Below are 23,564 nucleotides of genomic sequence, written 5' to 3' on the forward strand. Positions count from 1 at the left end.
CAACAGCCCGCAGCGGAGACACGCCATGCGCAACCTGACCGAGCAGCTCACGCAGTACGCGGCCTACCACCGCGACCGCCGCAACATCCTCACCCACTTCGTCGGCATCCCCATGATCGTGCTGGCCGTGGCCGTGCTGCTGGCGCGGCCGGTGTTCGCACAGTGGGGCGCGGTGGCGCTGTCACCGGCCACCGTGGTCACGCTGCTCACGGTGCTGTACTACCTCAAGCTGGACCTGCGCCTGGGCGTGGTCATGGCGGCGCTGATGGCGCTGTCGCTGTGGTTCGCGCAGTCGGTGGCGGCGCAGTCCACCGCCGTGTGGCTTACGGTGGGTATCGGCCTGTTCGTGGTGGGCTGGGTGATCCAGTTCGTCGGCCACTACTACGAGGGCCGCAAGCCCGCCTTCGTGGACGACCTGGTGGGCCTGATCATCGGCCCGCTGTTCGTGGTGGCTGAGTTGGGCTTCCTGATGGGCCTGCGGCCCGAGTTGCAGCACGCGATCGAGGAACGCGTGGGCCCGGTGCGCGAAGGGCCGCCGGCGCGCGCCGCCTGAACCCAGAGATGCCACGGATCCGGCTCCGCCGGCCCGTCGGCATCGCCCCCTTGGGGGGGGTCGCGCGCAGCGCGGCGGGGGTGCTCACATGAGCACGATGTCGTACTGTTCCTGCGTCATCGAGTTCTCGCTCTGCAGCGAGATCGGCTTGCCGATGAACTCCGACAGCCCCGCCAGGTGCGCGCGCTCCTCGTCGAGGAACAGCTCCACCACCTTGGGTGAGGCCACCACACGGAACTCGCGCGGGTTGAAGGCGCGCGCTTCCCGCAGGATCTCCCGCAGGATGTCATAACAGACGCTGCGCGCGGTCTTCACGTGGCCCTTGCCCCCGCAGGCCTCGCAGGCCTCGCTCAGCATGTGGGCCAGTGACTCGCGCGTGCGCTTGCGCGTCATCTCCACCAGGCCGAGTTGCGAGAAGCCGCCGATCATGGTCTTGACGCGGTCGCGCGCGAGTTGCTTGCGGAACTCGCCCAGCACCGATTCGCGGTGGTCCTCGCGCGTCATGTCGATGAAGTCGACGATGATGATGCCGCCCAGGTTGCGCAGGCGCAGTTGCCGGGCAATGGCCTGCGCCGCCTCGAGGTTGGTGCGGAACACCGTGTCGTCGAAGTTGCGCGCGCCCACGAAGCCGCCGGTGTTCACGTCCACCGTGGTCAGGGCCTCGGTCTGGTCGATGACGAGGTAGCCTCCCGACTTGAGCTCCACCCGCCGGCCCAGCGCGCGCACGATCTCCTCGTCCACGTTGAACAGGTCGAAGATGGGCCGCTCGCCGCTGTAGGGCTGCAGCTTGGCCACGGTGTCGGGCATGAACTCGTCGGCAAAGACCTTGAGCAGGCCGAATTGCTCACGCGAGTCGATGCGGATCGACTGCGTGCCCGCGCCCGAGAGGTCACGCAGAACGCGCTGCATGAGGTTGAGGTCTTCGTGCAGCAGCGAGGCCGGCGGCTGGCGCAGCGCGGCCTCCTTGATGCGAAGCCAGGTCTTGCGCAGGTAGGCCACGTCGTCGGCCAGCTCCTCGTCGTCGGCGTCCTCGGCGTTGGTCCGCAGAATGAAGCCACCCGAGGGGCTTCCGTCACTGGTGGCGGTGAGGGCCAGCAGGCGTTGGCGCAGGGCCTCGCGCTGCGCGGGCGGGATCTTCTGCGACACGCCGATGTGGTTGTCCTGCGGCAGGAACACCAGCAGCCGGCCCGCGATGCTGATCTGCGCCGTGAGCCGCGCGCCCTTGGTGCCGATCGGGTCCTTGAGCACCTGCACCATGAGCGCCTGGCCCTCGAAGATCTGCTTCTCGATGGGCAGCACCGGGTTGGGCGCGAGCACCTTGGGCGCCGTGACGGGCGCGGCGGCGGGTGCGGTTCCCGGCGGAAGGCCGTTCGGGGAGGCCACCGGGTCGGCGTCGGCAGGCGTAGGCGCGGGCACCACGGGCGCGCTCGCGCGCGGCGCCGCGTGCTTGGCCTGGATGTTGGGCATGAGATCGGCCACGTGCAGGAAGGCCGCGCGGTCCAGGCCGATGTCGAGAAAGGCCGACTGCATGCCCGGCAGCACGCGCGAGACCTTGCCCAGGTAGATGTTGCCCACCAGGCCACGCTCCAGCGTGCGCTCGATGTGGACCTCCTGCACGGCGCCCTGCTCCACCACGGCCACGCGCGTCTCCTGCGGAGACCAGTTGATCAGGATGTCCTGGTTCATGGGGTGGTGCTCGTCAAAGGATGGAAAGGCCGGCCGCGCGCAGGAGCTGGGCGGTCTCGAAGGCGGGCAGGCCCACGATGCCGGTGTGGCTGCCGGCGATGCGGCGGATCCACAGGCCCGCGTGGCCCTGGATGGCGTAGGCGCCGGCCTTGCCCATGGGCTCGCCGCCGTCGACGTAGCGACGGATCTGCGTGGGCGTGAGCGCGTCGAACACCACGCTGGAGGCCGACAAGGCCTGCCAGCGGCGCGCGCCCTTGCCCACCGCCACGGCCGTGAGCACCCGGTGCGCACGCCCCGACAGGTCGGCCAACATCCGCCGCGCATCGGCCGCGTCGGCTGGCTTGCCCAGGATGCGGCGGCCCAGCGCGACGGTGGTGTCGGCGCACAGCACGGGCGCGGCCGGCAGACCACGTCGCTTCAGGCGCGCCATGGCGGCCTCGAGCTTGAGCGCGGTGACGCGCTGCACGTAGCGCGCGGGCGCCTCGTTCAGGTGGGCGGCCTCCAGCGACTCGGCGTCTTCGTCGGCGTCCGGCAGCAGCAACTCGAGGCGCACGCCCCACTGGGTGAGCAGTTCGCGGCGGCGCGGGCTTTGCGACGCGAGATAGACGAAGGGGCCCTGATGCTTCATTCGCGGTGATAGGGGTGATTCGCGTTGATGGACCACGCGCGATAGAGCTGCTCGATCAGCAGCACGCGCACCATGGCGTGCGGCAGCGTCAGGTCGGACAGGCGGATGCGCTGATGCGCACCCTCGCGAAAGGCCGGGTCCAGGCCGTCCGGTCCGCCGATGACCAGGGCCACATCGTCACCGCCGAGTTGCCATTGCCGAAGCTGCTGCGCGAGCGCCTGCGTCGTCAGCGTGGTGCCGCGCTCGTCCAGCGCCACCACACGCGCGCCGCGCGGAATGGCCGCCTCGATGCGCTGGCGCTCCGCGGCCCAGAGGGTTTCGGTGGTCTTGGAACCGCGCGGCTCGGTCTTGACGGCCTTGAGCTCGACGCGCAGTTCCGGGGGAAAGCGTTTGGCGTAATCGTCGTAGGCGGTCTGGGCCCAGTCGGGCACCTTCTGCCCGACCGCGACGATCACGAGCTTCATGCCTTCTTCTTGGTGGCGGGCCTGGCCGGCTTGCGGGTGGCGGCGGGTGCGGCCTTGGGAGAGGCCTTCTTCTTCGCGCTGGCCTGCCCGACCACCACCTTGGCCATGCCGGCGCGGGGTTTGGCGGGTGCCGCCTTCTTGGTGGCCGGTTTGCCGCCGGGCGCGGCCTTCTTGGCGGGGGCGCCCTTCTTCGCGGGCGCGGGCGCTTTGGCGGCTTTCGCGGCGGCCTTGCGCACCACCGCCTTGGCCGACACCGGCTTGGCCTCGGCCACCTTGTCGGCAGCGGACTTGGCCTTCTCCTTCTTCTTCGCGGCCTCGGCCTTCTTGGCCGTGGCCGTGGTCAGGCGCACGGGCTTGGCGCCCCAGATTTCCTCGAGGCGGTAGTACTGGCGGATGGCGGGCTGCATCACGTGTGCCACGGCCGGGCCGCAGTCCACGATGATCCACTCGCCGTTCTCCTCGCCTTCGATGCGCGGCTTGTCGAAGCCGGCCTCGCGCACCGCGTCGCGCACGCTGGCCGCCAGCGCCTTCGTCTGGCGGTTGGAGGTGCCGCTGGCGACGATCACGCGCTCGAACAGCGGTGACAGCTCCTCGGTGTTGAAGACCACGATGTCCTGGCCCTTGACGTCCTCCAGGCCATCGACGATGGCCCGTTGCAGTTTCTGGATGTCTTTTTTCGCGGCGGATTCGCTGGTCATGTAGGGGTCTGGTAGAGGTGGTTCTGTGAAATATAGCTTGCGACCGCATCCGGGACCAGCAGGTCCAGTGACGGGTCGTCGGCCGGCTCGGTGGCCAGTTTGGCGCGCAGGGCGGTTGCGCTGATGTGTTGCAAGGGCATGCACAGCGGTACGAAGGGCAGGTCCACACCGCTGAGATCGGTGAGCGGCGCGTCCCCGCGCAGGGCCTGCGCGCCGATGTTGGTGGGCCGGTTGGCCACCGCCAGTGTGGCCAGCGAGAGCACCTCTTCCCAGCGCACCCAGGACTTGAACGCGAGCAACTGGTCCGCGCCCAGCACCAGGTACAAAGTGGCCTGCGGGTACTCGGCGCGCAGTTCGGCCAGGGTGTCGGCGGTGTAGCTGGGTCCGTGGCGCCCGGTTTCGCGGCGGTCGATGCGCACGCGCGGCAGGTCACCGAAGGCAGCCTCGCACATGGCGATGCGGTGGCGCGCGGCCGAGAGCGTGCGCGCCTTGTGCCAGGCCTGCCCGGTGGGCATCACGTGCAGCACGTCCAGCCCGAGCTGCTCCAGCGCCGCCTGCGCGAGCGCGCGGTGCGCGGTGTGCGGCGGATCGAACGCGCCGCCGAACATGCCGACGCGCTGGATGGGCCGGGTGGCGCTGGCCATCAGACCCAGTCCCGGCGCACCAGGAAGTTGCGGTAGAGCTGGTCCTCGGGCGTGCCTTTTTTCGTCTGGCGGTTGTAGGCCCAGCTCACGAGCGGCGGCATGGACAGCAGGATGGATTCGCTGCGCCCACCCGACTGCAGGCCGAAGTGCGTCCCCCGGTCCCACACGAGGTTGAACTCGACGTAGCGGCCGCGGCGGTAGAGCTGGAAGCTGCGCTCGCGCTCGCCGTAGGCGGTGTTCTTGCGGCGGTCGACGATGGGCAGGTAGGCGTCCAGGAAGGCGTCGCCCACGGAGCTCATCATGGCGAAACTGCCGTTGAAACCCAGCTCGGAGAAGTCATCGAAGAACACGCCACCCACGCCGCGCTGCTCGTCGCGGTGCTTGAGGTAGAAGTACTCGTCGCACCACCGCTTGAAGCGGGGGTACTTGTCGACGCCGAAGGGGTCGAGTGCGGCCTTGCAGGCGCGATGAAAGTGCTTCGCGTCGTCCTCGAAGCCGTAGTACGGCGTGAGGTCCATGCCGCCGCCGAACCAGCACACCGGCGCCTTGCCCTTGGGCGTGGCGGCGATCATGCGCACGTTCATGTGCACCGTGGGCACGTACGGGTTGCGCGGGTGGAACACCAGCGACACGCCCATGGCCTCGAACGGGGCGCCGGCCAGTTCGGGCCGGTGCTGCGTGGCCGAGGGCGGCAATTGCGGTCCGCGCACGTGAGAGAAGCCGCAGCCCGCGCGCTCGAACACGGGGCCGTCTTCCAGGATCTGCGTGATGCCGCTGCCCTGCAGCTTCTCGCCGGGGCGCTTCTTCCAGCGGTCGACCACGAACTGGCCGCCGTCGACCATCGCCACGGTGGACGTGATCCGCTCCTGCAGATCGACCAGGTACTCGCGGACGTTCGCGATCGGGTTGTCAAGGGCCATGCTCAGACCCTAGCAGGCTTCAGGCCCGCCGGCATCGGGCGCAACGATCACAGCGCGCGAAAGCCGATGTCGCGGCGGCACTGCATGCCATCGAAAGCGATGCCGTCGACCACCTCGTAGGCGCGGCGCTGCGCCTGCGCCACCGAGTCGGCCAGCGCGGTCACACACAGCACGCGCCCGCCCGAGACGCGCACGGCCTCGCCGTCCGCCGCCGTACCCGCGTGGAACACCATGCGATCGGCCTCGTCGGCGGGCAGGCCGGTGATGGTGTCGCCCTTGCGCGGATCGAACGGGTAGCCGGCGGCGGCCATCACCACGCCCAGCGCCACGCGCGGGTCCCAGTCGAGCTGCACGCGGTCGAGCTCGCCGCGCGTGGCGGCCAGCAGCACCTGCGCCAGGTTGCTGCGCAGCCGCATCATGATGGGCTGGGTCTCGGGGTCGCCCATGCGGCAATTGAACTCGAGCGTCTTGACCGCGCCGTCGGGCGTGATCATGAGGCCCGCGTAGAGGAAGCCGGTGTAGGGAATGCCGTCGGCCTTCATGCCGCGCAGCGTGGGCAGGATCACCTCGTCCATGGCGCGCTGGTGCACGGCGGGCGTCACCACCGGCGCGGGCGAGTAGGCGCCCATGCCACCCGTGTTGGGGCCCTGGTCGGCGTCTTTCAGGCGCTTGTGGTCCTGGCTGGTGGCCAGGGCCAGGGCGTGCTCGCCGTCGCACAGCACGATGAAGCTGGCCTCTTCGCCCTGCAGGAACTCCTCGATGACGACGCGCGCGCCGCCTTCGTTGTGCGCCACGCCGAGCTTGTTGTCCAGCAGCATGAAGTCGATGGCCTCGTGCGCCTCGGCCGCCGTCATGGCCACCACCACGCCCTTGCCGGCCGCCAGGCCATCGGCCTTGACGACGATGGGCGCGCCCTTGGCGTCCACGTAGGCGTGGGCTTGGGCCGGGTCGGTGAAAGCCTGGTACTCAGCCGTGGGAATGCCGTGGCGTTGCATGAAGGCCTTGCTGAAGGCCTTGGAGCTTTCCAGCTGCGCGGCCTTCTGCGTGGGCCCGAAGATGGCCAGGCCGTGGGCGCGGAACTCGTCCACCACGCCGGCCGCCAGCGGCGCCTCGGGGCCCACCACGGTGAGCGCGACGCCATTGGCCTGCACCCATTCGCGCAACGCCAGCTTGTCGGTGATGGGCAGGTTGGTGAGTTGCGGATCGCGCGCCGTGCCGGCGTTGCCCGGGGCCACGAAGACCTCGCTCACACCCTCGGATTGTTTCAGGCGCCAGGCCAGCGCGTGTTCGCGGCCACCGCCGCCAATGACGAGAACCTTCATTCCGAGATTTCAGCGTTGTGGAAAACGTTCTGCACGTCGTCCAGGTCTTCCAGGATGTCGAGCAGCTTCTGCATGCGGGCGCCGTCTTCGCCGCTCAGGGCGATGGTGTTCTCCGCGCGCATGGTCACTTCGGCGAACTCGGCCTTCAGGCCCTTGGCCTCCAGCGCGTCCTTCACCGCCTCGAAGTCGGCGGGCGGGGTCAGCACCTCGATGGCGCCCTCGTCGTCGGTGATCACGTCCTCGGCGCCGGCTTCCAGCGCCGCCTCCATCACCGCGTCTTCCGACGTGCCCGGCGCGAAGATGAGCTGGCCGCAGTGCTTGAACTGGAAGGCCACCGAGCCTTCGGTGCCCAGGTTGCCACCGTACTTGCTGAAGGCGTGGCGCACCTCGGCCACGGTGCGCACGCGGTTGTCGGTCATGGTGTCCAGGATGACCGCCGCCCCGCCGATGCCATAACCCTCGTAGCGGATTTCTTCCAGCGACAGGCCTTCCAGCGTGCCCGAGGCCTTGTCCACGTTGTACTTGATGCGGTCGGCCGGCATGTTGGCCGCCTTGGCCTTCTCGATCGCCAGGCGAAGGCGCGGGTTCATGGCCGGGTCGCCGCCGCCGCTGCGCGCGGCCACCGTGATTTCACGGATCACACGGGTCCAGATCTTCCCCCGCTTCTCGTCCTGGCGCCCCTTGCGGTGCTGGATGTTCGCCCACTTGCTGTGTCCGGCCATGGGAAGTCCTCGAAATGCCTGCTGGCTTTGATCTAATGAGCCCGCGATTTTACGATCGTGCCCAACCTGCCCCGCCCCCCCCCACCAGGACCCGACCATGGCCGAACCCCTGCTGATCGCCAAGAACGCCCAGACCACCTGCCAGGTGCTGCCCGGCCTGGCCAACCGCCACGGCCTCATCACCGGCGCCACCGGCACCGGCAAGACCGTGACCCTGCAGGCCATGGCCGAGGGTTTCTCGCGCATCGGTGTGCCGGTGTTCATGGCCGACGTGAAAGGCGATCTTTGCGGCATCAGCCAGACCGGCAGGATCGGCGAGAAGATGGCCGCAGTGCTGGCCGAGCGCGGCATCGAGTTGCCGCAGCCCACCGAATGCCCCACCACCCTGTGGGACGTGTTCGGCGAACAGGGCCACCCCGTGCGTGCCACCGTCAGCGACATGGGCCCGCTGCTGCTGGCGCGCATGCTCAACCTGAACGACACGCAGACCGGCGTGCTCAACCTGATCTTCAAGATCGCGGATGACAACGGCCTGCTGCTGCTCGACATGAAGGACCTGAGGGCCATGCTGCAGCACGTGGGCGACAACGCCAAGCAGTTCACCACCGAGTACGGCAACATCAGCGCGGCCTCCATCGGCGCCATCCAGCGCGGGCTGATGCAGGTCGAATCGCAGGGCGGCGACAAGTTCTTCGGCGAACCCATGCTGGACATCGCCGATTTCATGCAGACGGTGGACGGCAAGGGCGTCATCAACATCCTGGCGGCCGACAAGCTGCTCAACGCGCCGCGCCTGTACGCCACCTTCCTGCTGTGGATGCTGTCGGAGCTGTTCGAGACCCTGCCCGAGATCGGCGACCCCGACAAGCCGAAGCTGGTGTTCTTCTTCGACGAGGCCCACCTGCTGTTCGACGAGGCGCCCAAGGTGCTGGTCGAGCGCATCGAGCTTGTGGTGCGCCTGGTGCGCTCCAAGGGCGTGGGCGTGTACTTCGTGACGCAGAACCCGCTGGACATCCCCGACAGCGTGCTCGGCCAGCTCGGCAACCGCGTGCAGCACGCGCTGCGCGCCTTCACCCCGCGCGACCAGAAGGCGGTGAAGTCCACCGCGCAGACCATGCGGCCCAAGGCGGGGCTGGACATCGAGGCCGCCATCACCGAACTCGCCGTGGGCGAGGCCCTGGTGAGCTTCCTGGACGCCAAGGGTCGCCCCTGCGAGACCGAGCGCGCCTACGTGGTGCCGCCGGGCAGCCAGATCGGCCCCATCACGCCCGAGCAGCGACAGGCCTTGATCAAGGGCTCGCTGGTGGCCGGCACCTACGAAAAGCTGGTGGACCGCGAGAGCGCCTACGAGATGTTCCGTGCCCACGCCGGAGCGCGCGTGGAGGAAGCCGCCGAGGCCGCTGAAGGCAAGCCCGCCGCCAAGGCCCCGCGCATCCCCGGCGCGGCCAAGGGCGCCCCGGCTGCGGAGGAAAAGAGCGTCATCAACGAGGTGCTGTTCGGCCGCACCGGCCCGCGCGGCGGCCAGTACGACGGCCTGGTGCAGACCATGGCCAAGACAGCCGCGCGCACCGTGGCCAGCGGCCTGGGCCGGCAGATCCTGCGTGGGGTGCTGGGCGGCTTGCTGGGCGGCAAGCGCTGAGCCACCCCGCGCCACGGGAGCGGCGGGCGGCGCTCAGTCGAGCCCGAGCGCCTTGGCCGTCCGGATCACCGTGGCCTCGAAGGCCGCCACCACCGGCGACGGTTCGATGTCGCCGCGCACCATCAGGCTGATGGGCGCGACGTTGGCCGCCTGTTTCGGCCGCAGGATGGCCAGATCACCGTTCGCCTGCGCGGTCTGCGCAATCGAGTGCGGCAGCACGCCCAGCAGCGACCCCGCGCCGATCACGTAGCGCATCTGGTGAAAGCTGCTGGACGCGACGGCCACCTCCGGGCGGAGGGTCCCCCGCACCGTGAACATGCTTTCGGCGATCTCCCGCAGAGGCGTGCCGACGGCCGGCAACACCCACCGCGCTTTGGCGAGGTCCTTCCACTTCACGTCCACCTGCTTGGCCAGGGGGTGATGCGGGCCGCAGACGATGTCGAACGCTTCCGTGTAGACCTTCGTCACACGCAGATGGCGCGGCTGATCGGCGTGCAGCACGCGCCCGAAGATGATGTCCAGTTCGTTGCGGGCCATTTGCTGCATGAGCCCGTCGGTGGCCCCCTCCTGCAAGGCGAAGCGCGTCCCCGGGTGCGCCTGCAGCAGCCCGTTGATGCATTGCGCCAGCAAGGTCGACGACAGCGAGGGAATGATGCCGAGGCGGATCGTGCCGCCCCCCCCCAGCGTGAAGCGGTCCAGATCTTCCGCGATGTGGCCGATGTCCGTCATCACGACACCGATGTGCCGCCGCAGGATCTCGCCATGCGGCGTCATCTGCATGCCGCGCCGTGTGCGCTGGAACAGCATCACCTGGAACATGTCCTCCAGCTCGTGGATGAGCTTGGTCGCGGCAGGCTGGGTCATGTTCGACGCCACCGCGGCCTTGCGGATCGTGTGGAGTTCGCAGACGTGCCGGAACACCTCGAAGTGCTTGAGCCTCAGTCGCGACCGGATGACGGAGCGGACGGGATCTGCCGGTGCGTTCGCAAGCATGGTGCGGCCTCTTTCTGTGATAACCAGATCGCTGCATTAACTACGAAATTGTGATTATCCAAGAATGTAAAAACGGCGCACAGTGCGTTGCGCCGACCAACAAGGAGACATTCATGCACGGCAGACGCACCATCCTCACGGCCCTCGCCGCCGCTTGCCTGGCGGCGGGCGCCCCCTCCGCTTTCGCCGCCTTTCCCGACAAACCCATCCGACTGATCGTGCCCTTTCCCGCGGGCGGCGCGACCGATGTCGTGGCGCGCCTGCTCAGCGCACACCTGAGCCAGACTCTGCAGCAGCCGGTGGTGGTCGAGAACAGGACGGGAGCCGGGGGCAACATCGGCGCGGGCATCGTGGCGAAATCGGCGCCGGACGGCTACACGGTGCTGGTCGCCTCGCCCGCCGAGGTCGCCATCAACGAGTTCCTCTACGCGAAGATGAGCTACGAGCCGGCCAAGGACCTCGTGCCCGTCGCCAAGCTGGCGTCCGCGCCGCTGGTCCTGGTCGTGAACAGCCAGTCGCCCGCCGACTCCGTCCAGGGGCTCGTGCGCCGCGTCAAGTCGCAGCCCGACGGCATGAACTTCGCGTCCTCCGGCACCGGCGGGCCACAACACCTCGCGGGCGAGCTGTTTCGCCTGCTGTCCGGCACGCGGTTGACGCACGTGCCCTACAAGGGCGGCGCGCCCGCCATGACCGACCTGCTGGGCGGGCGGGTCGATCTGTTCTTCTCCGGCCTGCCGCCCGCGCTGCCGCACATCCAGGCGGGCAAGCTGCGCGTCCTGGGCGTCAGCACGGCGCAGCGCTCCCCACTGCTCCACGAGGCGCCCACCGTGGCCGAACAAGGCCTGGCCGGCTTCGACATCGAGAACTGGCAGGGTGTTTTCGTCCCCGCCGGCACGCCCGCCCCCGTCGTGGAATTGCTGGCGCGCAGCATCGGTGAGATCGCGGCGAACAAGTCGTTCGCGGACCAGCTTCAGGCGCAAGGCGCGGCCCCCGCGTTCATGGAGCCGAAAGCGTTTGCCGCCTTCGTCGCCGCGGAGCGGACGAAGTACGCCAAGCTGGTGAAGGATTCCGGCGCCAAGGCCGATTGACGAGCAAAGGACAGTCATCATGAACGACACCATCGAGGTGGTGGACCTGCACACGGGCACCCTGCAACTGACACCCGAGGAACACGCCATGCTCCGGGGAGACAAGGGGCCGGCCGTGCAGGAAGCCATCCGGTTCCAGATCGAAGTGGGCAGCTTCTTCGGCGCACGGCGCTTTGTTCCGATCACCCACGCGCACGTCATGGGCGACATCGAGGTGATGGGCGACGGCGGTTTGCAGCACCTGCGGTCCATGGGCGATCAGCACGCGCGCTGCGTCGTGCCGACGTCCAGCAACGCGCAGTGCATGCACTTCCACGACGACGCGCGCTTGCGCCAGGATGTGGACGAAGGCGCCAAGGAGCGCGAGATCCTCGCCCGGTACAAGACGATGCGCATCGCGCCAACGGACTCCTGCATTCCCTACCAGCAGGTGTACCAGCCCAAGCTGGGTGAACACGTGGCCTGGGGCGACACCGGCACGGTGATCTACGCCAACTCCGTGCTGGGCGCGCGCACCAACTTCGAGGCAGGCAAGGCCAGCTTTGCCGCCGCGCTCACCGGCCGCACGCCCGCGTACGGCTTTCACCTCGACGAGGCGCGCGCCGGCTCGCTGCTGGTCGACCTTCGGGCGCCGATGCGCGACCCGGCCGACTGGGGCGCCCTGGGCAAGCTCGTCGGCCACCCCCACCAGGACTACTTCGCCGTGCCGGTCTTCGACGGCCTGGGCCGCATGCCCTCATCGGACGAGTTGAAGCACCTCGGCGCGTCGCTGGCGAGCTACGGGTCGATGGCCATGTTCCACATGGTCGGCGTGACCCCCGAGGCGAAGACGCGAGAGGCCGCCTTCCAGGGGCGTGCGCCCCGCGAGACCATGGTCATCACCGGGGCCGACATCCAGGCCGTCTACGACAGCTACCGCTACGTCGAGGGCGGCGCCAACATCGTGGTCTTCTCCGGGCCGCAGCTCTCCCTGTTCGAGATGCAGGACCTCGCCGAGCGGTTCGAAGGCCGCCGGGTGGCACCCGGCATGGCCGCGGTGGTGACGACCAACCACATGGTCCACAGCGACGCCAAGCGCCTCGGCTACGTCGACACCCTGGAAAAGGCCGGCGTCACCATCCTGCAAGGGGTGTGCTTCTACATCCTCCAGCGCCTGTCGCAGATCCGCGAGGAGAACGGCTGGACCAACCTGATCTCCAACTCTGGCAAGCTCGTCAACACCATCACGGCCCATCGCTTCAACACGGTGCTGCGCCGCACGGACGACTGCGTGGATATCGCCTGCACGGGGACACTGGCATGACAACCATTCATGTGAAGCGCGCCTGGGGCAAGCCCGTGCGAGCCCAGGCGCTCGTCATGCGCGAGGGCTTCAGCCCGCGCTACGACCTCGACCGCTGGAACGGGGTGATCTCCCGGATCGGCCACAGCGCCGAAGGCGAATCGATTCGCGACCGCGTGCTCATCATCCCCACCAGCAAGGGTGGCGTGGCCGGCGGCTGGGCCTTCTTCGACCTGCTCAACAAGGGCATCGCACCGAAAGCGCTGGTCTTCGGCAAGCTCAATCCGGTCATGGTCCAGGGCGCGGTGCTGGCCGGCCTGCCCATCATGGAGGGCTGGGACCAGGACCTTCTGGCGCTGGTCCGTACAGGCGACGAGGTCCACCTCGACCCCTCGGCCAGGACCCTCAGGTTCACACCTAATCCACCTTGATGTTCGCGGCGCGCGCCACCGGCTCCCAACGCGCGCGTTCCGACAGCACGAGCTGGCGGAACTCCTGCGGCGAGCCCCCGGTCGGCTCGGCCCCCATCTCCAGCAGCCGCGCGCGCACGTCCGGCGTGCGCAGCACGCCGGTGATCTCGCTGGAGAGTTGCTGAACCAGCGGTGCCGGCGTGCCCCCGCGCACGAAGAAGCCGATGGACGACACACCGTACAGGTCCGGATAACCGGATTCGACCAGGGTGGGAATGTCGGGCGCCAGGGCCGAGCGCCTGGCGCCGCCGGTGGCCAGGATGCGGACGCGCTCGGCCTTGTGTTGCGCGAGGTAGTCGGAGATGACGGAAACACCGGCGGGAATCTGGTTGCCCATCAGGTCCGCCAGCAGCGGCTGCCCGCCCTTGTACGCCACCAGTTGAAGCGACTCCACCCCCGACAGTTGCCTCAGGCGAAGCATGAGGAGTGCCCCGACGCTGCTCATGCTGGACGTGCCGATGCTGCCTTTGAGGGGGTCGGCCTTCACGGCATCGAGGTATTGCGCCAAGGTGCGCGCGTTCTGCCCCGGACTCACGGTGAGCGCGTGCGGGATGTGCACGCCATCGCAGACCGGCACCAGGTCGGTGTCGGGCTCGAAGGGGAGTTTGCTGTAGAGGAAGGGGAAGAAGGCGGCGACCGCCAGCGGCGCGAACATGATGAGGCCGCCATCCGCGGCGGAGTTCTTGAGGAACCCCGACGCCACCAGGCCGGTGCCGCCCACCTTGTAGTCGACGATCACGTTGCGCTTGAGCGTGTCCTTCAACCGGTCGGCCGTGAGGCGCGCGATGTTGTCCATCGTGGCGCCCGGCGGCACCACCACGATGATGCGAAGGGTGCCTGGCAGCGACTGAGCCCAGGCCGTTCGGCCGAAGGATGCGATGGCGCTGGCTGCGCCGGTGCCCACGATCAGGTGGCGTCGTTTCAACATGCGGTTCTCCTCAGAACAGGGGTTCGGTCCATGGCAACTGCTTGGGCGTGATGCCAGCCTGCACGGACCGCGCCGCCGCCAGGCCCGCGATCTCGCCGGTCTGCGTGCACCAGGGGAAGTTGCGCATCACCATGAAGATGGTCTCGAAGGTGAACGACAGCGAGGCCCCGGTGAGCAGCAGGTTGTTCACCTCCTTCGGCAGGAAGCACCGGTACGGCACCTCGAACGTGTACTTGCGGTACGCGTCCCAGAAGAAGGTCTTGGTCATGGGCCGGGTCACCGCGTCCGGGAAGCGGCGTTCCTGTCGGGCGTCGTCGATCGAGAACACGTACTCACCGATCGGGTGGCGGCCATCGCGCACGCCGACATAGCGGCCCACGTGGGCGATCACGGCGTTCTGGAAGCCCGGCACGTACTTCGTCAGGAACCGCGCCTCGGCGTGGATGAGTCGACGCAGCTCCACCTTGGCGCGCGACGCGTGCGCGGCGTCCTCGTCCATGTGCAGCGCCCATTCGTAGGGCACGTTCTGCCAGAGGATGAAACTGCCCGGCCCGTGGATGGGGCTCATGTCCACGGTGGGGTGGCCGATGTAGTGCTCGCCGTAGACGTTCTTGCCGCCGTCCATGCGCGGGCGGTACAGCTCGGGCGGAATGTCGCCGGCGGCGCGGGCTTTGTTGATCAGCCGGGAGAGCGTCGGATCGTTCTCTTGCCGCTGATAGGCCGCGGTCTGCGCGAAGTCGACGCCGTTCATGATCCAGAGCAGTCCCCCGGGAATCGGCCGCTGCTCGGGATCGGCGGTGACGGTCTCGGGCTGGCGGCCGCCACCGCTCACGAAGGGCGCGCCGCATCGGGCCACCACCTCCGCCGTGCCAGTGCCTTCGACGAAGACCCGGCCGCGCAGCGCCTGGCGGCCGGCCACGGTCTCGATGATGGCGTGCGTGATGCGGCGCCCTTCCCCGTCCCTGTCCATTTCCACGTCCACGAACGACGCGCCATAGATGGCCTGCACACCGGCTTCTTCGAGCATCCGCACCATCACGTTGCCCGCGCCGTCCGGGTTGAACGAGGTGCGCTTGAACGGGCTGCCGGGCGCCAGGTAGTGGTCGTAGTGCGCCAACGGGTTGCCGGCCCAATCCGGCAGGCTGATTTCGTCCGCCGTGTAGAGGCAGCCCTCGCGGTCGAAGCGGTCCATCAACTCGGTGTGGATGCCGCCAACGCCGGTGTTCGCCGCACCCTGCAGCCCGGAGGTGTGGACGCCCCCGGGCATGTCGAAGCGCTCCACCATCACCACGGTGCAGCCCTCCCGCCGGGCGCGCAAGGCCGCGGCGAAACCACCCGGCCCGCCGCCGATCACCACCACGTCCACATCGGCCACGACGGGGACGCCGCCCGGGCTGATGCCCAGCGGCTGTTCTCTCTCGATCATCTTGTTTCCTGTGTCAGTCTTGGGGTGTGAAGCCGGATGCCTTCACGATGCCGCCCCAGCGCCCATGCAGCGCCTTGAGGCTGGCCTTGAATTGCGCGGGTTGCTGGGGCGCGACCTCCAGCCCCATCTGCGCGAACCGGGCCTGTATGTCCGCTTGCGCGAGCATCTGGTGCGTGAGTTCCGCGAGCTGCCGGGCGCTGTCCGCTGAAAGCGAGGCCGGCCCGTACAGCGAGAAGGATTCCTCGATCACGATGTCGGGATAGCCCAGTTCGGCGTAGGTCGGCACCTCGGGCGCGAAGCGGGAGCGCCCGGTGCCGGTGGCCGCGATGAGCCGCAGCTTGCCCGTCGACAGGATCGGCAACGCCTCGACCGGCGTCAGCACGCCGGAGGGAATCTGTCCGCCGAGCAGGTCCTGCACCACCGGCGCCATGCCGCGGTACGCCACGTGCGTGTACTCCATGTCGGCCCGGCGCCCGAGCATGATCCCGGAAAAATGCGCGCTGGTGCCCGCACCGGGCGAACCGAACGACGCCTGCTTGGGGTTCGCCTTGCACCAGGCGATGAAGTCCGCCAGCGTACGCACCTCCGCCGGCACCATCGGCCCGATGGCCAGGAAGAACGGGAACTTGGCCAGCGGCGTGATGGGCGTGATGTCCACCAGCGGGTCGTAGCGCAGGCTTCGGTAGATGTGGGGGAACAGCACCATCATGCCGCTGGGGCTGATGAGCAGGCTGCTGCCGTCACCGGGGCTGTTCTTCACGTGCTCCACCGCCAGCCGGCCGCCGGCGCCCGCCTTGGCCTCCACGATCACCGCGTCGGCGTGCTTGCCACGCAGGTGCTCCGCGAGGATGCGGGCCAGCACGTCCGACGAACCGCCCGGGGGGAATCCCGTGGTGATCGTGGCGAGCTTGAGCCGCTGTTGCGCCTGCGATGGCAGCGCGCCGAGGGCGAGCAGCGCGCCGGTGGCGCACAACAGCGCGCGGCGCGTCAATTGGAATGCTGACGGGTCTGTCACGGTGCTTGTCTCCTGTTGATCTGCGACCACGAAGGTACGTTTGCGCGCGCCGGGCACCAAGCACAATCGAGCGAAATTACACTGGGTGAAATATGGACAGCGTGAAGACGATTCGATCGGTGGAGCGGGCGTTCGCCGTCCTGCAGGCGTTGGGCGAGGCGCCGCAGGGCGCCACGCTCGTGCAGCTCACTGCGTCAACGGGTTTGTCCGGCCCGACCTTGCTGCGCCTGCTCAAGACCCTGATCGGCGTGGAAGCCGTGCGCCGCAGCACCACCGACCAGCGCTACCGCACCAGCGTGCGCCTCCACGCGCTCGGTCAGGCGGTGATCGCGGCGGAACAGCTCGCGGACCTGGCCGCGCCCTGGCTCGACAGCCTGTGCCAGCAGGTCGAATGGCCGTCCGATCTGGCGATCCACACGGGCGATGACGACTTCATGCGCGTGCTGGAGTCCAGCCTGCGCCAGTCCAGGTTCTACGTGCGCCGCACCAAGGGGCGCGTGCGCGTGACCCTGCTGGGCTCGGCGGCCGGCACGGCCTTTCTGTCCGCCCTGGACGCCACCCGGCGCCAGGAACTGGTGCGGGCCGCCCGGCAGGGTCGGGACGTTCACAACACCCGCATCGGCGCCGTGGAGGACATGGCCGCGAGGGTCCGCGCGGTCCGCGCGCGCGGCTACGCCTTGCGCCACCCGCTCTATCGGGGGGGCAGTTTCGACGGCAGGGCCCGCGACGACGCGCTGGAAGCCATCGCGGTGCCACTGGTGCACGCGGGCCAGGTGTTCGGCACCCTGAACATCAACTGGAACCGTGGCGCGATGACGGAGCAAGAGATGGTGCGCCGGCACCTGACGGTGCTGCGGGCCGCTGCTGCCGGTATTGCCAAGGCCGCGGGCCAGCAGGGGTTGCACCTGGAGCTGGCGAGCCAGCTCCAGGCCGAGCAGTCGGTGTGGCGCGGTCCATGATCAAGGCACAACCGGTGCACAGATCGCTGTCGGGCGCCAGGGTGCGGCGCGTCAGGCAGATAGGTTCCCCGCAGCGCAGGCAGCAGGCGATGCCCGGGGCATCGAGTCGCGCCAGTGAGCTGTCCAGGTAGACCAACTCCTCGGCGATCTCGTCATGCTGCTCGGCCGGCAGCGCGTCGCGGCGCAAGCGGTTCGCCAGTTGCTCGCGGCGCTGGTTCAGCAAGGCGCGCAGGTGGTCCTGCGCGCCCGGTGGCGTGGAATCGCGGTCAGACATGTACGCCTCCTCGTGTTCATCGACGATGAGCAGCAGTTGCCAGGGAATGTCGGCGTACGAAATGCCGTCCACGATGACGCACGCGAGTGACAGCGTCAAGACATTCCATCGGCCTGCGCCTCGGCAGACAGCGTCACTGGAGATGGTCCGAACAGCCGGCCCGACACTGGCAAGGGCCAGGCACTGCGGCAACACCGGCTTCCTAGCCTTGGTGTGCATTCCATCCGGGTGCGACATCCACAACCAAGGAAGACAAGATGCCTCTGAAATCCCTTCGCGCGGCCCTCCTCGCCGCATTGGCCGGGGCCGCGCTCGCACCCAGCCTGTCCCACGCCCAGGCGCTGGACCTTTCGCGCTACAGCCTCAGCGCCACCTACCACGCCATGGTCGGTGAGGCCTCCGGCATCACCTACAACTGGGACAACGACTCCCTCTTCATCGTGGGCGACTCCCTGCAGTTCTCCGAGCTGACCAAGACGGGCGAGATCTACTCCTACCCCTTGCCTGGCTCCAACGGCAGCGGCATCGAAGCTTTCAAGGACTCGGAAGGCATTGCCTACATCGGCAACGGCCAGTACCTGCTGGCCGACGAGCGCGCCATGACCGTGTCCCTGATGGTTCCGGAAGCCACCTGGGACATGGGTGGCGGCAAGACGCGCACCGCGTACAGCAGCAAGCCCGGCGCGCCCACGTACACCTTCGGCCCCGAGTCGCCGAACCAGGGCATCGAGGGCGTTACCTGGGAGCGCTCCACCGGCACGGTCTTCGCCATCAAGGAGCGGCGCGAGCAGGGCGTGTTCGAGGCCGACATCGACTTCGCCAACGGCGCCAGCGGCTCGCACGTGTCCCTTTTCGACCCGGCCTTGCTGGGGGTGCAAAGCCTGTCGGACATTTCCGTGCTCTCCAACTCGACGGCCTTCGCCGGCCGCTCCTTCGCCGACAACCTGCTGATCCTGAGCGCCACCTCGCAGGTGCTGCTGGAAGTGACGCGCACGGGTGAGATCGTCAGCCGCCTCGATCTCACGGGAATGGCGACGAAGATCGAGGGCGTGACCGTCGACAACGACGGCGTGATCTACCTGGTGGGCGAGAGCGGCGGCCCGTCGGGCGCCTCGGCGCTGCTGGTGCTCACGGCTCCTGTGCCGGAGCCCGAGGCCTACGCCATGATGCTGGCCGGCTTGGCCGCGGTGGGGGCGTTCGCCCGCCGGCGCAGCGCGGCCCTGCGCAAGGCCTGAGCGCGCACCCGGCGAACGCCAGAAAGAAAGAGGCCCCGCGTGAGCGGGGCCTCTTGTGTCTCACCAGGGAGCGACCGGATCACACCTCCGTCGCTTCCTCCGGCTTGGCCTTGCCTTCCTTCTTCGGCAATGGCTGGATGTCGAGTTCGACTTCCTGCGTTTCCTTGCCGTCCTCGCCGGTCTTGGTCACCAGGTCCACCGTCAGGCGCCCGCCCTCGGTCAGGCGACCGAAGAGCAGTTCGTCTGCCAGGGCACGGCGGATGGTGTCCTGGATAAGCCTCTGCATCGGGCGTGCGCCCATGAGTGGGTCGAAGCCCTTCTTGGCCAGGTGCTGGCGCAGCGTGTCGGTGAAGGCGACCTCCACCTTCTTCTCGGCGAGCTGCGTCTCCAGCTGGAGCAGGAACTTGTCGACCACGCGCAGGATGATCTGCTCGTCCAGCGCCTTGAAATTGACGATCGCGTCCAGGCGGTTGCGGAACTCGGGCGTGAACAGGCGCTTGATGTCGGCCATCTCGTCGCCCGCGGCTCGTGGGTTGGTGAAGCCGATGGTCGCCTTGTTCATGGTCTCGGCACCCGCGTTCGTGGTCATGATGACGATCACGTTGCGGAAGTCGGCCTTGCGCCCGTTGTTGTCGGTCAGCGTCCCGTGGTCCATCACCTGCAGCAGCACGTTGAAGATGTCCGGGTGCGCCTTCTCGATCTCGTCGAGCAGCAGCACGCAGTGCGGCTTCTTGGTGATGGCCTCGGTCAGCAGGCCGCCCTGGTCGAAGCCGACGTAGCCCGGAGGCGCGCCGATCAGGCGGCTCACCGCGTGGCGCTCCATGTACTCCGACATGTCGAAGCGGATCAGCTCGATGCCCATGATGTAGGCGAGCTGCTTGGCCGCTTCGGTCTTGCCGACGCCGGTGGGGCCGCTGAACAGGAAGGCGCCGATGGGCTTGTCGGCCTTGCCCAGGCCGGAACGCGCCATCTTCACGCTGGCGGCCAGCACCTCCAGCGCCTTGTCCTGGCCGAACACCACGCTCTTGAGGTCGCGCTCCAGCGTCGACAGCTTGCCGCGGTCGTCGTTGGACACGTTGGCGGGCGGGATGCGGGCAATCTTGGCCACGATCTCCTCGACCTCGGTCTTGGAGATGGTTTTCTTGCGCTTGGACGCCGGCAGGATGCGCTGCGCCGCACCGGCCTCGTCGATCACGTCGATGGCCTTGTCGGGCAGGTGGCGGTCATTGATGTACTTGGCCGACAGCTCGGCAGCGGCCTGCAGGGCAGCCACGGCGTACTTCACGTTGTGGTGTTCCTCGAAGCGAGACTTCAGGCCCTTGAGGATGTCCACCGTCTGTTCCACCGTGGGCTCGACCACGTCGACCTTCTGGAAGCGCCGCGACAGGGCCGCGTCCTTCTCGAAGATGCCACGGTACTCGGTGAAGGTGGTCGCGCCGATGCACTTGAGCTGGCCACTGGAGAGCGCCGGCTTGAGCAGGTTGGAGGCGTCCAGCGTGCCGCCCGAGGCCGCACCGGCCCCGATCAGGGTGTGGATCTCGTCGATGAACAGAATCGCGTTGGGCTTGTCCTTGAGCGACTTGAGCACGCCCTTGAGGCGCTGCTCGAAATCACCGCGGTACTTCGTGCCCGCCAGCAACGCGCCCATGTCGAGCGAATAGACGCTGGACTCGGCGAGGATCTCCGGGACGTCGCCCTGGGTGATGCGCCAGGCCAGGCCCTCGGCGATGGCGGTCTTGCCCACGCCGGCCTCACCCACCAGCAGCGGGTTGTTCTTGCGACGGCGGCACAGGATCTGGATGACGCGCTCGACCTCGTACTCGCGGCCGATGAGCGGGTCGATCTTGCCATCCTTGGCCATCTGGTTCAGGTTCTGCGTGAACTGCTCCAGCGGCGAGGCCTTCTCGTTGCCCTTGGCCTCGGCGGCTTCCTCGTTCTCGGCCGCGCCCTCGTTGGACTTGGTCGGCTCCGGGGGATCGCTCTTGCGGATGCCGTGGGCGATGAAGTTCACCACGTCCAGGCGCGTCACGCCCTGCTGGTGCAGGTAGTACACGGCGTGCGAGTCCTTCTCGCCAAAGATGGCCACGAGCACGTTGGCGCCGGTGACTTCCTTCTTGCCGTTGCCGGTGGACTGCACGTGCATGATGGCGCGCTGGATGACGCGCTGGAAACCCAGCGTGGGCTGGGTGTCCACCTCGTCGGTGCCGGCCACCTGCGGGGTGTTGTCCTTGATGAAGTTCGTCAGGGACTTGCGAAGGTCGTCAATGTTGGCCGAGCAGGCACGCAAGACCTCGGCGGCGCTGGGGTTGTCAAGCAATGCCAGCAGCAGGTGTTCCACCGTAATGAATTCGTGCCGCTGCTGCCGGGCCTCGACGAAGGCCATGTGCAAGCTGACTTCAAGTTCCTGGGCAATCATGTGGCACGTCCTTTGGCTGGGAGTATCGGGATAAGCACGTTCTGGAGACGAATGTAGGGTCTAGATGGGGAGCTTGAACGCCTATTCAACAGGTTCGCTCACGCATTGCAAGGGGTGTCCCGCCGAGCGGGCGGCCTGCAGCACCTGGTCAACCTTGGTGCTGGCGACGTCGCGCGAATAGACGCCGCAAACCCCTTTGCCCTCCAGGTGAATCTTCAACATGATCTGGGTGGCCGTCTCGCGGTCCTTGCTGAAGTACTCCTGGATGACCTGCACGACGAATTCCATCGGGGTGAAATCGTCGTTGAGCAGCACCACCTGGTACATCTGGGGGGGTTGAACGCGCTGCGTGCGCCGTTCCAGAACGACCGCGTCGTCGCTGCCCGTGGCGGGCGGAGCCACGGGGGTTTCCGGTTTCTTGGGAATCTGCGAAGCCATGAAATTCATTCTAGCGAGCGCGCCCCACCCCCGATGCCGTCCGGGACACCGCCGGTTGGCCGGGCGGTGGATACCGCCAGGGACTATTGTGAGGCCCGGCAGAACCGGCCATGCGTCAAGCAGCGCACGCAAAGCCGGTCAAATTCCGTCGATCGGCCGGCGGCAACGCCATGCTTGCCGTTGCGCCGGCCACACCAGTCGGCGGTGTCCGAGCAGCGGGCACGCCGATTGCCCGGCAGTTCCCGTATGCCCCGCCAACCCCTGCCGTGGACGCCCCATGCCCCGCACCGCCGCCGCCAACCAACCGCCCCATCACCGGGCGCGCGCCTATCAGCGGGTGGTGCGCCTGGGCTGGCTGGAATGGATCGGCATTCCCGCGCTGGCGCTTCTGCCGCTGCTGGCGCTCGCTGGTTGGCTTGGGCCCGCCAGCCAGCGGCTGGAAGCCACCGTGCCGCACGGGGCGGGCGCTCTGAAGCTGGAGGTCAGCTACCCCTCGCGCACGCGGCACAAGGCGGGCAGCGAACTGGCCATACAGGTGACCAACAGCGGCCCGGACGAGGCGCGGGATCTGGCGATCGGCATCGAGGACGCCTACCTGGCGCACTTCTCGCGCGCCGACGCACTGCCGACGGCCGACGCCGTGGCGGCGGGGCGCGTGCGGGTGCCGCTGCCACCGCTGCGCGCCGGCGACAGCACTGCGGTTCGCGTTCGCCTGGAGGCCGACGGGTGGGGCCGCCTGCCGGGCTGGATCGAGCTCGGTCCGCGCGAACGGCCCGCGCTGACGCGGCAGCACTTCAGCACGCTGGTGCTGCCCTGACCCACCGCCCCGCGCGCCACCGTGGACATCGTCCTGCGCATCACCGTCGTCTACCTGTTCGTGCTGGTGGGCCTGCGCATTCTGGGCAAGCGCGAATTCGGCCAACTGTCTCCGCTGGAGCTGGTGTCGTTGCTGATGATTCCGGAAGTCGTCTCTCAGGCGATGGTGGGCAGCGACTACTCGCTGACCACGGGGCTTGCCGGCCTGGCCACCCTGCTGGTGCTGGTGTTCCTCACCTCGTTGCTGGTGCAGCGCTTCGAGTCGGTGGAGCACCTCATCGCGGGGCAACCCACCGTGCTGGTGCGGGACGGCGAATTCATCGCCCGGGCCATGAACCGCATGCGCGTAACCCCCGAAGAGGTGTTCACCGAAATGCGCAAGGCCGGCATGGAGCAGCTGGCCGAAGTGAAGTGGGCCATCCTGGAGCCCGACGGCAGCATCGCGATCGTGGCGCGGGGAGAACCCCAGAGCGCCCCGGGCGCCCCACCCCACCCGCGCGACGAGCGCAAGAAAGGCATCTGATGACCATGAGCGCCACCCCTCCCACGCCGCAGCCGCCCACGCCGCAGCCGCCCGCGCCGCCGCCATTTACCGACCCTGTGCCACCCCCCGTGGGCGATCCACCGCCCGCGCCCCCGGTGCCCGGGCCGAACGCGCCGCCGCCCAGCGAACCGGAAGGGCTCAGTGCGGTGGTGCCGCATCCCCCTTGATCGAAGGATTGGTCGGAGGTCGCGGGTCGACCAGCGCCTCCACGCTGGCGCCGGGGTCTTCCTCGCCCACCGCCGAACGGGCCAGCCAGTCGGCGTCGTCGCGCAGCGCCACGGTGGCATTCACGTACGCGCGGCCCCGCAGCCGCGCCAGCAGGCCGCCCAGCCAGCGCAAGCCCCGTGGCCAGCGGGTTGATGTGGTGTCCTTCATTCCTTGCACAAGATGAACCCGAAGCAGTA

General features: G+C 68.4%; 25 protein-coding genes. 10 read left to right on the forward strand and 15 right to left on the reverse strand.

What is annotated here, in order from left to right:
- Positions 1-25 precede the first annotated feature (25 nt).
- Positions 26-553, forward strand: a complete 528-nt coding sequence (locus BN948_RS05100; RefSeq protein WP_009515831.1) for an Mpo1 family 2-hydroxy fatty acid dioxygenase — start codon at positions 26-28, stop codon at positions 551-553.
- An 84-nt stretch (positions 554-637) separates the two neighbouring features.
- Here the strand turns inward: BN948_RS05100 and BN948_RS05105 are convergent, their stop codons facing one another.
- Genes BN948_RS05105 through BN948_RS05140 form a run of 8 tightly spaced genes read right to left on the reverse strand, consistent with a single transcriptional unit; the run spans position 638 to position 7,637 of the window.
- Complete coding sequence (locus tag BN948_RS05105) at positions 638-2,239, reverse strand: Rne/Rng family ribonuclease (protein ID WP_009515830.1); 1,602 nt, start codon at positions 2,237-2,239, stop codon at positions 638-640.
- Positions 2,240-2,252: 13 nt separating this feature from the next.
- On the reverse strand, positions 2,253-2,867 hold the full coding sequence (locus tag BN948_RS05110) for a Maf family protein (protein WP_009515829.1): 615 nt from the start codon (positions 2,865-2,867) through the stop codon (positions 2,253-2,255).
- Positions 2,864-3,331, reverse strand: coding sequence for a 23S rRNA (pseudouridine(1915)-N(3))-methyltransferase RlmH (gene rlmH, locus BN948_RS05115; protein ID WP_009515828.1), 468 nt, complete (start codon positions 3,329-3,331; stop codon positions 2,864-2,866). The genes BN948_RS05110 and rlmH overlap by 4 nt, the downstream gene beginning before the upstream one ends.
- A complete protein-coding gene (gene rsfS / locus BN948_RS05120; RefSeq protein ID WP_009515827.1) occupies positions 3,328-4,029 on the reverse strand; it encodes a ribosome silencing factor in 702 nt (233 codons plus the stop codon). The genes rlmH and rsfS overlap by 4 nt, the downstream gene beginning before the upstream one ends.
- Complete coding sequence (gene nadD / locus BN948_RS05125) at positions 4,026-4,673, reverse strand: nicotinate (nicotinamide) nucleotide adenylyltransferase (protein WP_009515826.1); 648 nt, start codon at positions 4,671-4,673, stop codon at positions 4,026-4,028. The genes rsfS and nadD overlap by 4 nt, the downstream gene beginning before the upstream one ends.
- Positions 4,673-5,593 (reverse strand): oxygen-dependent coproporphyrinogen oxidase, encoded by a 921-nt coding sequence (gene hemF / locus BN948_RS05130; RefSeq protein ID WP_009515825.1) that lies wholly within the window; start codon positions 5,591-5,593, stop codon positions 4,673-4,675. The genes nadD and hemF overlap by 1 nt, the downstream gene beginning before the upstream one ends.
- Before the next feature lie 47 nt (positions 5,594-5,640).
- Positions 5,641-6,915, reverse strand: a complete 1,275-nt coding sequence (purD, locus tag BN948_RS05135; protein ID WP_009515824.1) for a phosphoribosylamine--glycine ligase — start codon at positions 6,913-6,915, stop codon at positions 5,641-5,643.
- The gene (locus BN948_RS05140; RefSeq protein WP_009515823.1) at positions 6,912-7,637 is read right to left on the reverse strand and encodes a YebC/PmpR family DNA-binding transcriptional regulator; all 726 of its coding nucleotides are present in this window, start codon (positions 7,635-7,637) and stop codon (positions 6,912-6,914) included. The genes purD and BN948_RS05140 overlap by 4 nt, the downstream gene beginning before the upstream one ends.
- A gap of 97 nt (positions 7,638-7,734) precedes the next feature.
- Here BN948_RS05140 and BN948_RS05145 point away from each other — a divergent pair, with 97 nt between their 5' ends.
- Positions 7,735-9,276 carry a helicase HerA-like domain-containing protein gene (locus BN948_RS05145; RefSeq protein ID WP_009515822.1) on the forward strand — a complete coding sequence of 514 codons (1,542 nt, stop codon included), beginning with the start codon at positions 7,735-7,737 and terminating at the stop codon, positions 9,274-9,276.
- 33 nt (positions 9,277-9,309) lie between these two features.
- Here BN948_RS05145 and BN948_RS05150 read toward each other — a convergent pair whose 3' ends face one another.
- Complete coding sequence (locus BN948_RS05150; protein ID WP_009515821.1) at positions 9,310-10,269, reverse strand: LysR family transcriptional regulator; 960 nt, start codon at positions 10,267-10,269, stop codon at positions 9,310-9,312.
- A gap of 113 nt (positions 10,270-10,382) precedes the next feature.
- Here BN948_RS05150 and BN948_RS05155 point away from each other — a divergent pair, with 113 nt between their 5' ends.
- The 3 genes from BN948_RS05155 to BN948_RS05165 all read left to right on the forward strand — a co-directional run bounded on the left by BN948_RS05155 (position 10,383) and on the right by BN948_RS05165 (position 13,070).
- A complete protein-coding gene (locus tag BN948_RS05155; protein ID WP_009515820.1) occupies positions 10,383-11,357 on the forward strand; it encodes a Bug family tripartite tricarboxylate transporter substrate binding protein in 975 nt (324 codons plus the stop codon).
- Positions 11,358-11,418: 61 nt separating this feature from the next.
- Positions 11,419-12,660 (forward strand): aconitase X, encoded by a 1,242-nt coding sequence (locus BN948_RS05160; protein WP_280516393.1) that lies wholly within the window; start codon positions 11,419-11,421, stop codon positions 12,658-12,660.
- Entirely contained in the window at positions 12,657-13,070 is a 414-nt protein-coding gene (locus BN948_RS05165) for an aconitase X swivel domain-containing protein (protein WP_009515818.1), read from the forward strand. Before BN948_RS05160 ends, BN948_RS05165 begins: the two co-directional genes overlap by 4 nt.
- Here BN948_RS05165 and BN948_RS05170 read toward each other — a convergent pair.
- Genes BN948_RS05170 through BN948_RS05180 form a run of 3 tightly spaced genes read right to left on the reverse strand, consistent with a single transcriptional unit; the run spans position 13,057 to position 16,478 of the window.
- Entirely contained in the window at positions 13,057-14,037 is a 981-nt protein-coding gene (locus tag BN948_RS05170; protein WP_009515817.1) for a Bug family tripartite tricarboxylate transporter substrate binding protein, read from the reverse strand. The genes BN948_RS05165 and BN948_RS05170 overlap by 14 nt on opposite strands.
- Positions 14,038-14,047: 10 nt before the next feature.
- Positions 14,048-15,463, reverse strand: coding sequence for an FAD-dependent oxidoreductase (locus tag BN948_RS05175; protein ID WP_009515816.1), 1,416 nt, complete (start codon positions 15,461-15,463; stop codon positions 14,048-14,050).
- A 13-nt stretch (positions 15,464-15,476) separates the two neighbouring features.
- Positions 15,477-16,478, reverse strand: a complete 1,002-nt coding sequence (locus tag BN948_RS05180; protein WP_009515815.1) for a tripartite tricarboxylate transporter substrate-binding protein — start codon at positions 16,476-16,478, stop codon at positions 15,477-15,479.
- 101 nt (positions 16,479-16,579) lie between these two features.
- Between BN948_RS05180 and BN948_RS25480 the strand changes: the two genes are divergently transcribed.
- The 3 genes from BN948_RS25480 to BN948_RS27170 all read left to right on the forward strand — a co-directional run bounded on the left by BN948_RS25480 (position 16,580) and on the right by BN948_RS27170 (position 18,946).
- Positions 16,580-17,437 carry a helix-turn-helix domain-containing protein gene (locus tag BN948_RS25480; protein WP_158515836.1) on the forward strand — a complete coding sequence of 286 codons (858 nt, stop codon included), beginning with the start codon at positions 16,580-16,582 and terminating at the stop codon, positions 17,435-17,437.
- Between the two features lie 154 nt (positions 17,438-17,591).
- Positions 17,592-17,801 carry a hypothetical protein gene (locus BN948_RS05190; RefSeq protein ID WP_035620709.1) on the forward strand — a complete coding sequence of 70 codons (210 nt, stop codon included), beginning with the start codon at positions 17,592-17,594 and terminating at the stop codon, positions 17,799-17,801.
- A gap of 167 nt (positions 17,802-17,968) precedes the next feature.
- Positions 17,969-18,946 (forward strand): SdiA-regulated domain-containing protein, encoded by a 978-nt coding sequence (locus tag BN948_RS27170; RefSeq protein WP_009515813.1) that lies wholly within the window; start codon positions 17,969-17,971, stop codon positions 18,944-18,946.
- 79 nt (positions 18,947-19,025) lie between these two features.
- Here the strand turns inward: BN948_RS27170 and clpA are convergent, their stop codons facing one another.
- Both clpA and clpS read right to left on the reverse strand, forming a co-directional pair.
- Positions 19,026-21,362: an ATP-dependent Clp protease ATP-binding subunit ClpA gene (gene clpA / locus BN948_RS05200; RefSeq protein ID WP_009515812.1), complete on the reverse strand. Its 2,337-nt coding sequence runs from the start codon at positions 21,360-21,362 to the stop codon at positions 19,026-19,028.
- An 81-nt stretch (positions 21,363-21,443) separates the two neighbouring features.
- Positions 21,444-21,800 carry an ATP-dependent Clp protease adapter ClpS gene (gene clpS, locus BN948_RS05205; protein WP_035620711.1) on the reverse strand — a complete coding sequence of 119 codons (357 nt, stop codon included), beginning with the start codon at positions 21,798-21,800 and terminating at the stop codon, positions 21,444-21,446.
- 277 nt (positions 21,801-22,077) lie between these two features.
- Here clpS and BN948_RS05210 point away from each other — a divergent pair, with 277 nt between their 5' ends.
- Both BN948_RS05210 and BN948_RS05215 read left to right on the forward strand, forming a co-directional pair.
- Positions 22,078-22,617 carry a hypothetical protein gene (locus BN948_RS05210; RefSeq protein ID WP_009515810.1) on the forward strand — a complete coding sequence of 180 codons (540 nt, stop codon included), beginning with the start codon at positions 22,078-22,080 and terminating at the stop codon, positions 22,615-22,617.
- A gap of 21 nt (positions 22,618-22,638) precedes the next feature.
- Positions 22,639-23,139: a DUF421 domain-containing protein gene (locus tag BN948_RS05215; protein ID WP_009515808.1), complete on the forward strand. Its 501-nt coding sequence runs from the start codon at positions 22,639-22,641 to the stop codon at positions 23,137-23,139.
- Between the two features lie 159 nt (positions 23,140-23,298).
- Here BN948_RS05215 and BN948_RS05220 read toward each other — a convergent pair whose 3' ends face one another.
- Positions 23,299-23,535, reverse strand: coding sequence for a hypothetical protein (locus tag BN948_RS05220; RefSeq protein WP_009515804.1), 237 nt, complete (start codon positions 23,533-23,535; stop codon positions 23,299-23,301).
- Between the last annotated feature and the right edge of the window lie 29 nt (positions 23,536-23,564).

This window comes from Hydrogenophaga intermedia (genome assembly GCF_000723405.1).
GTDB classification, from domain to species: domain Bacteria; phylum Pseudomonadota; class Gammaproteobacteria; order Burkholderiales; family Burkholderiaceae_C; genus Hydrogenophaga; species Hydrogenophaga intermedia.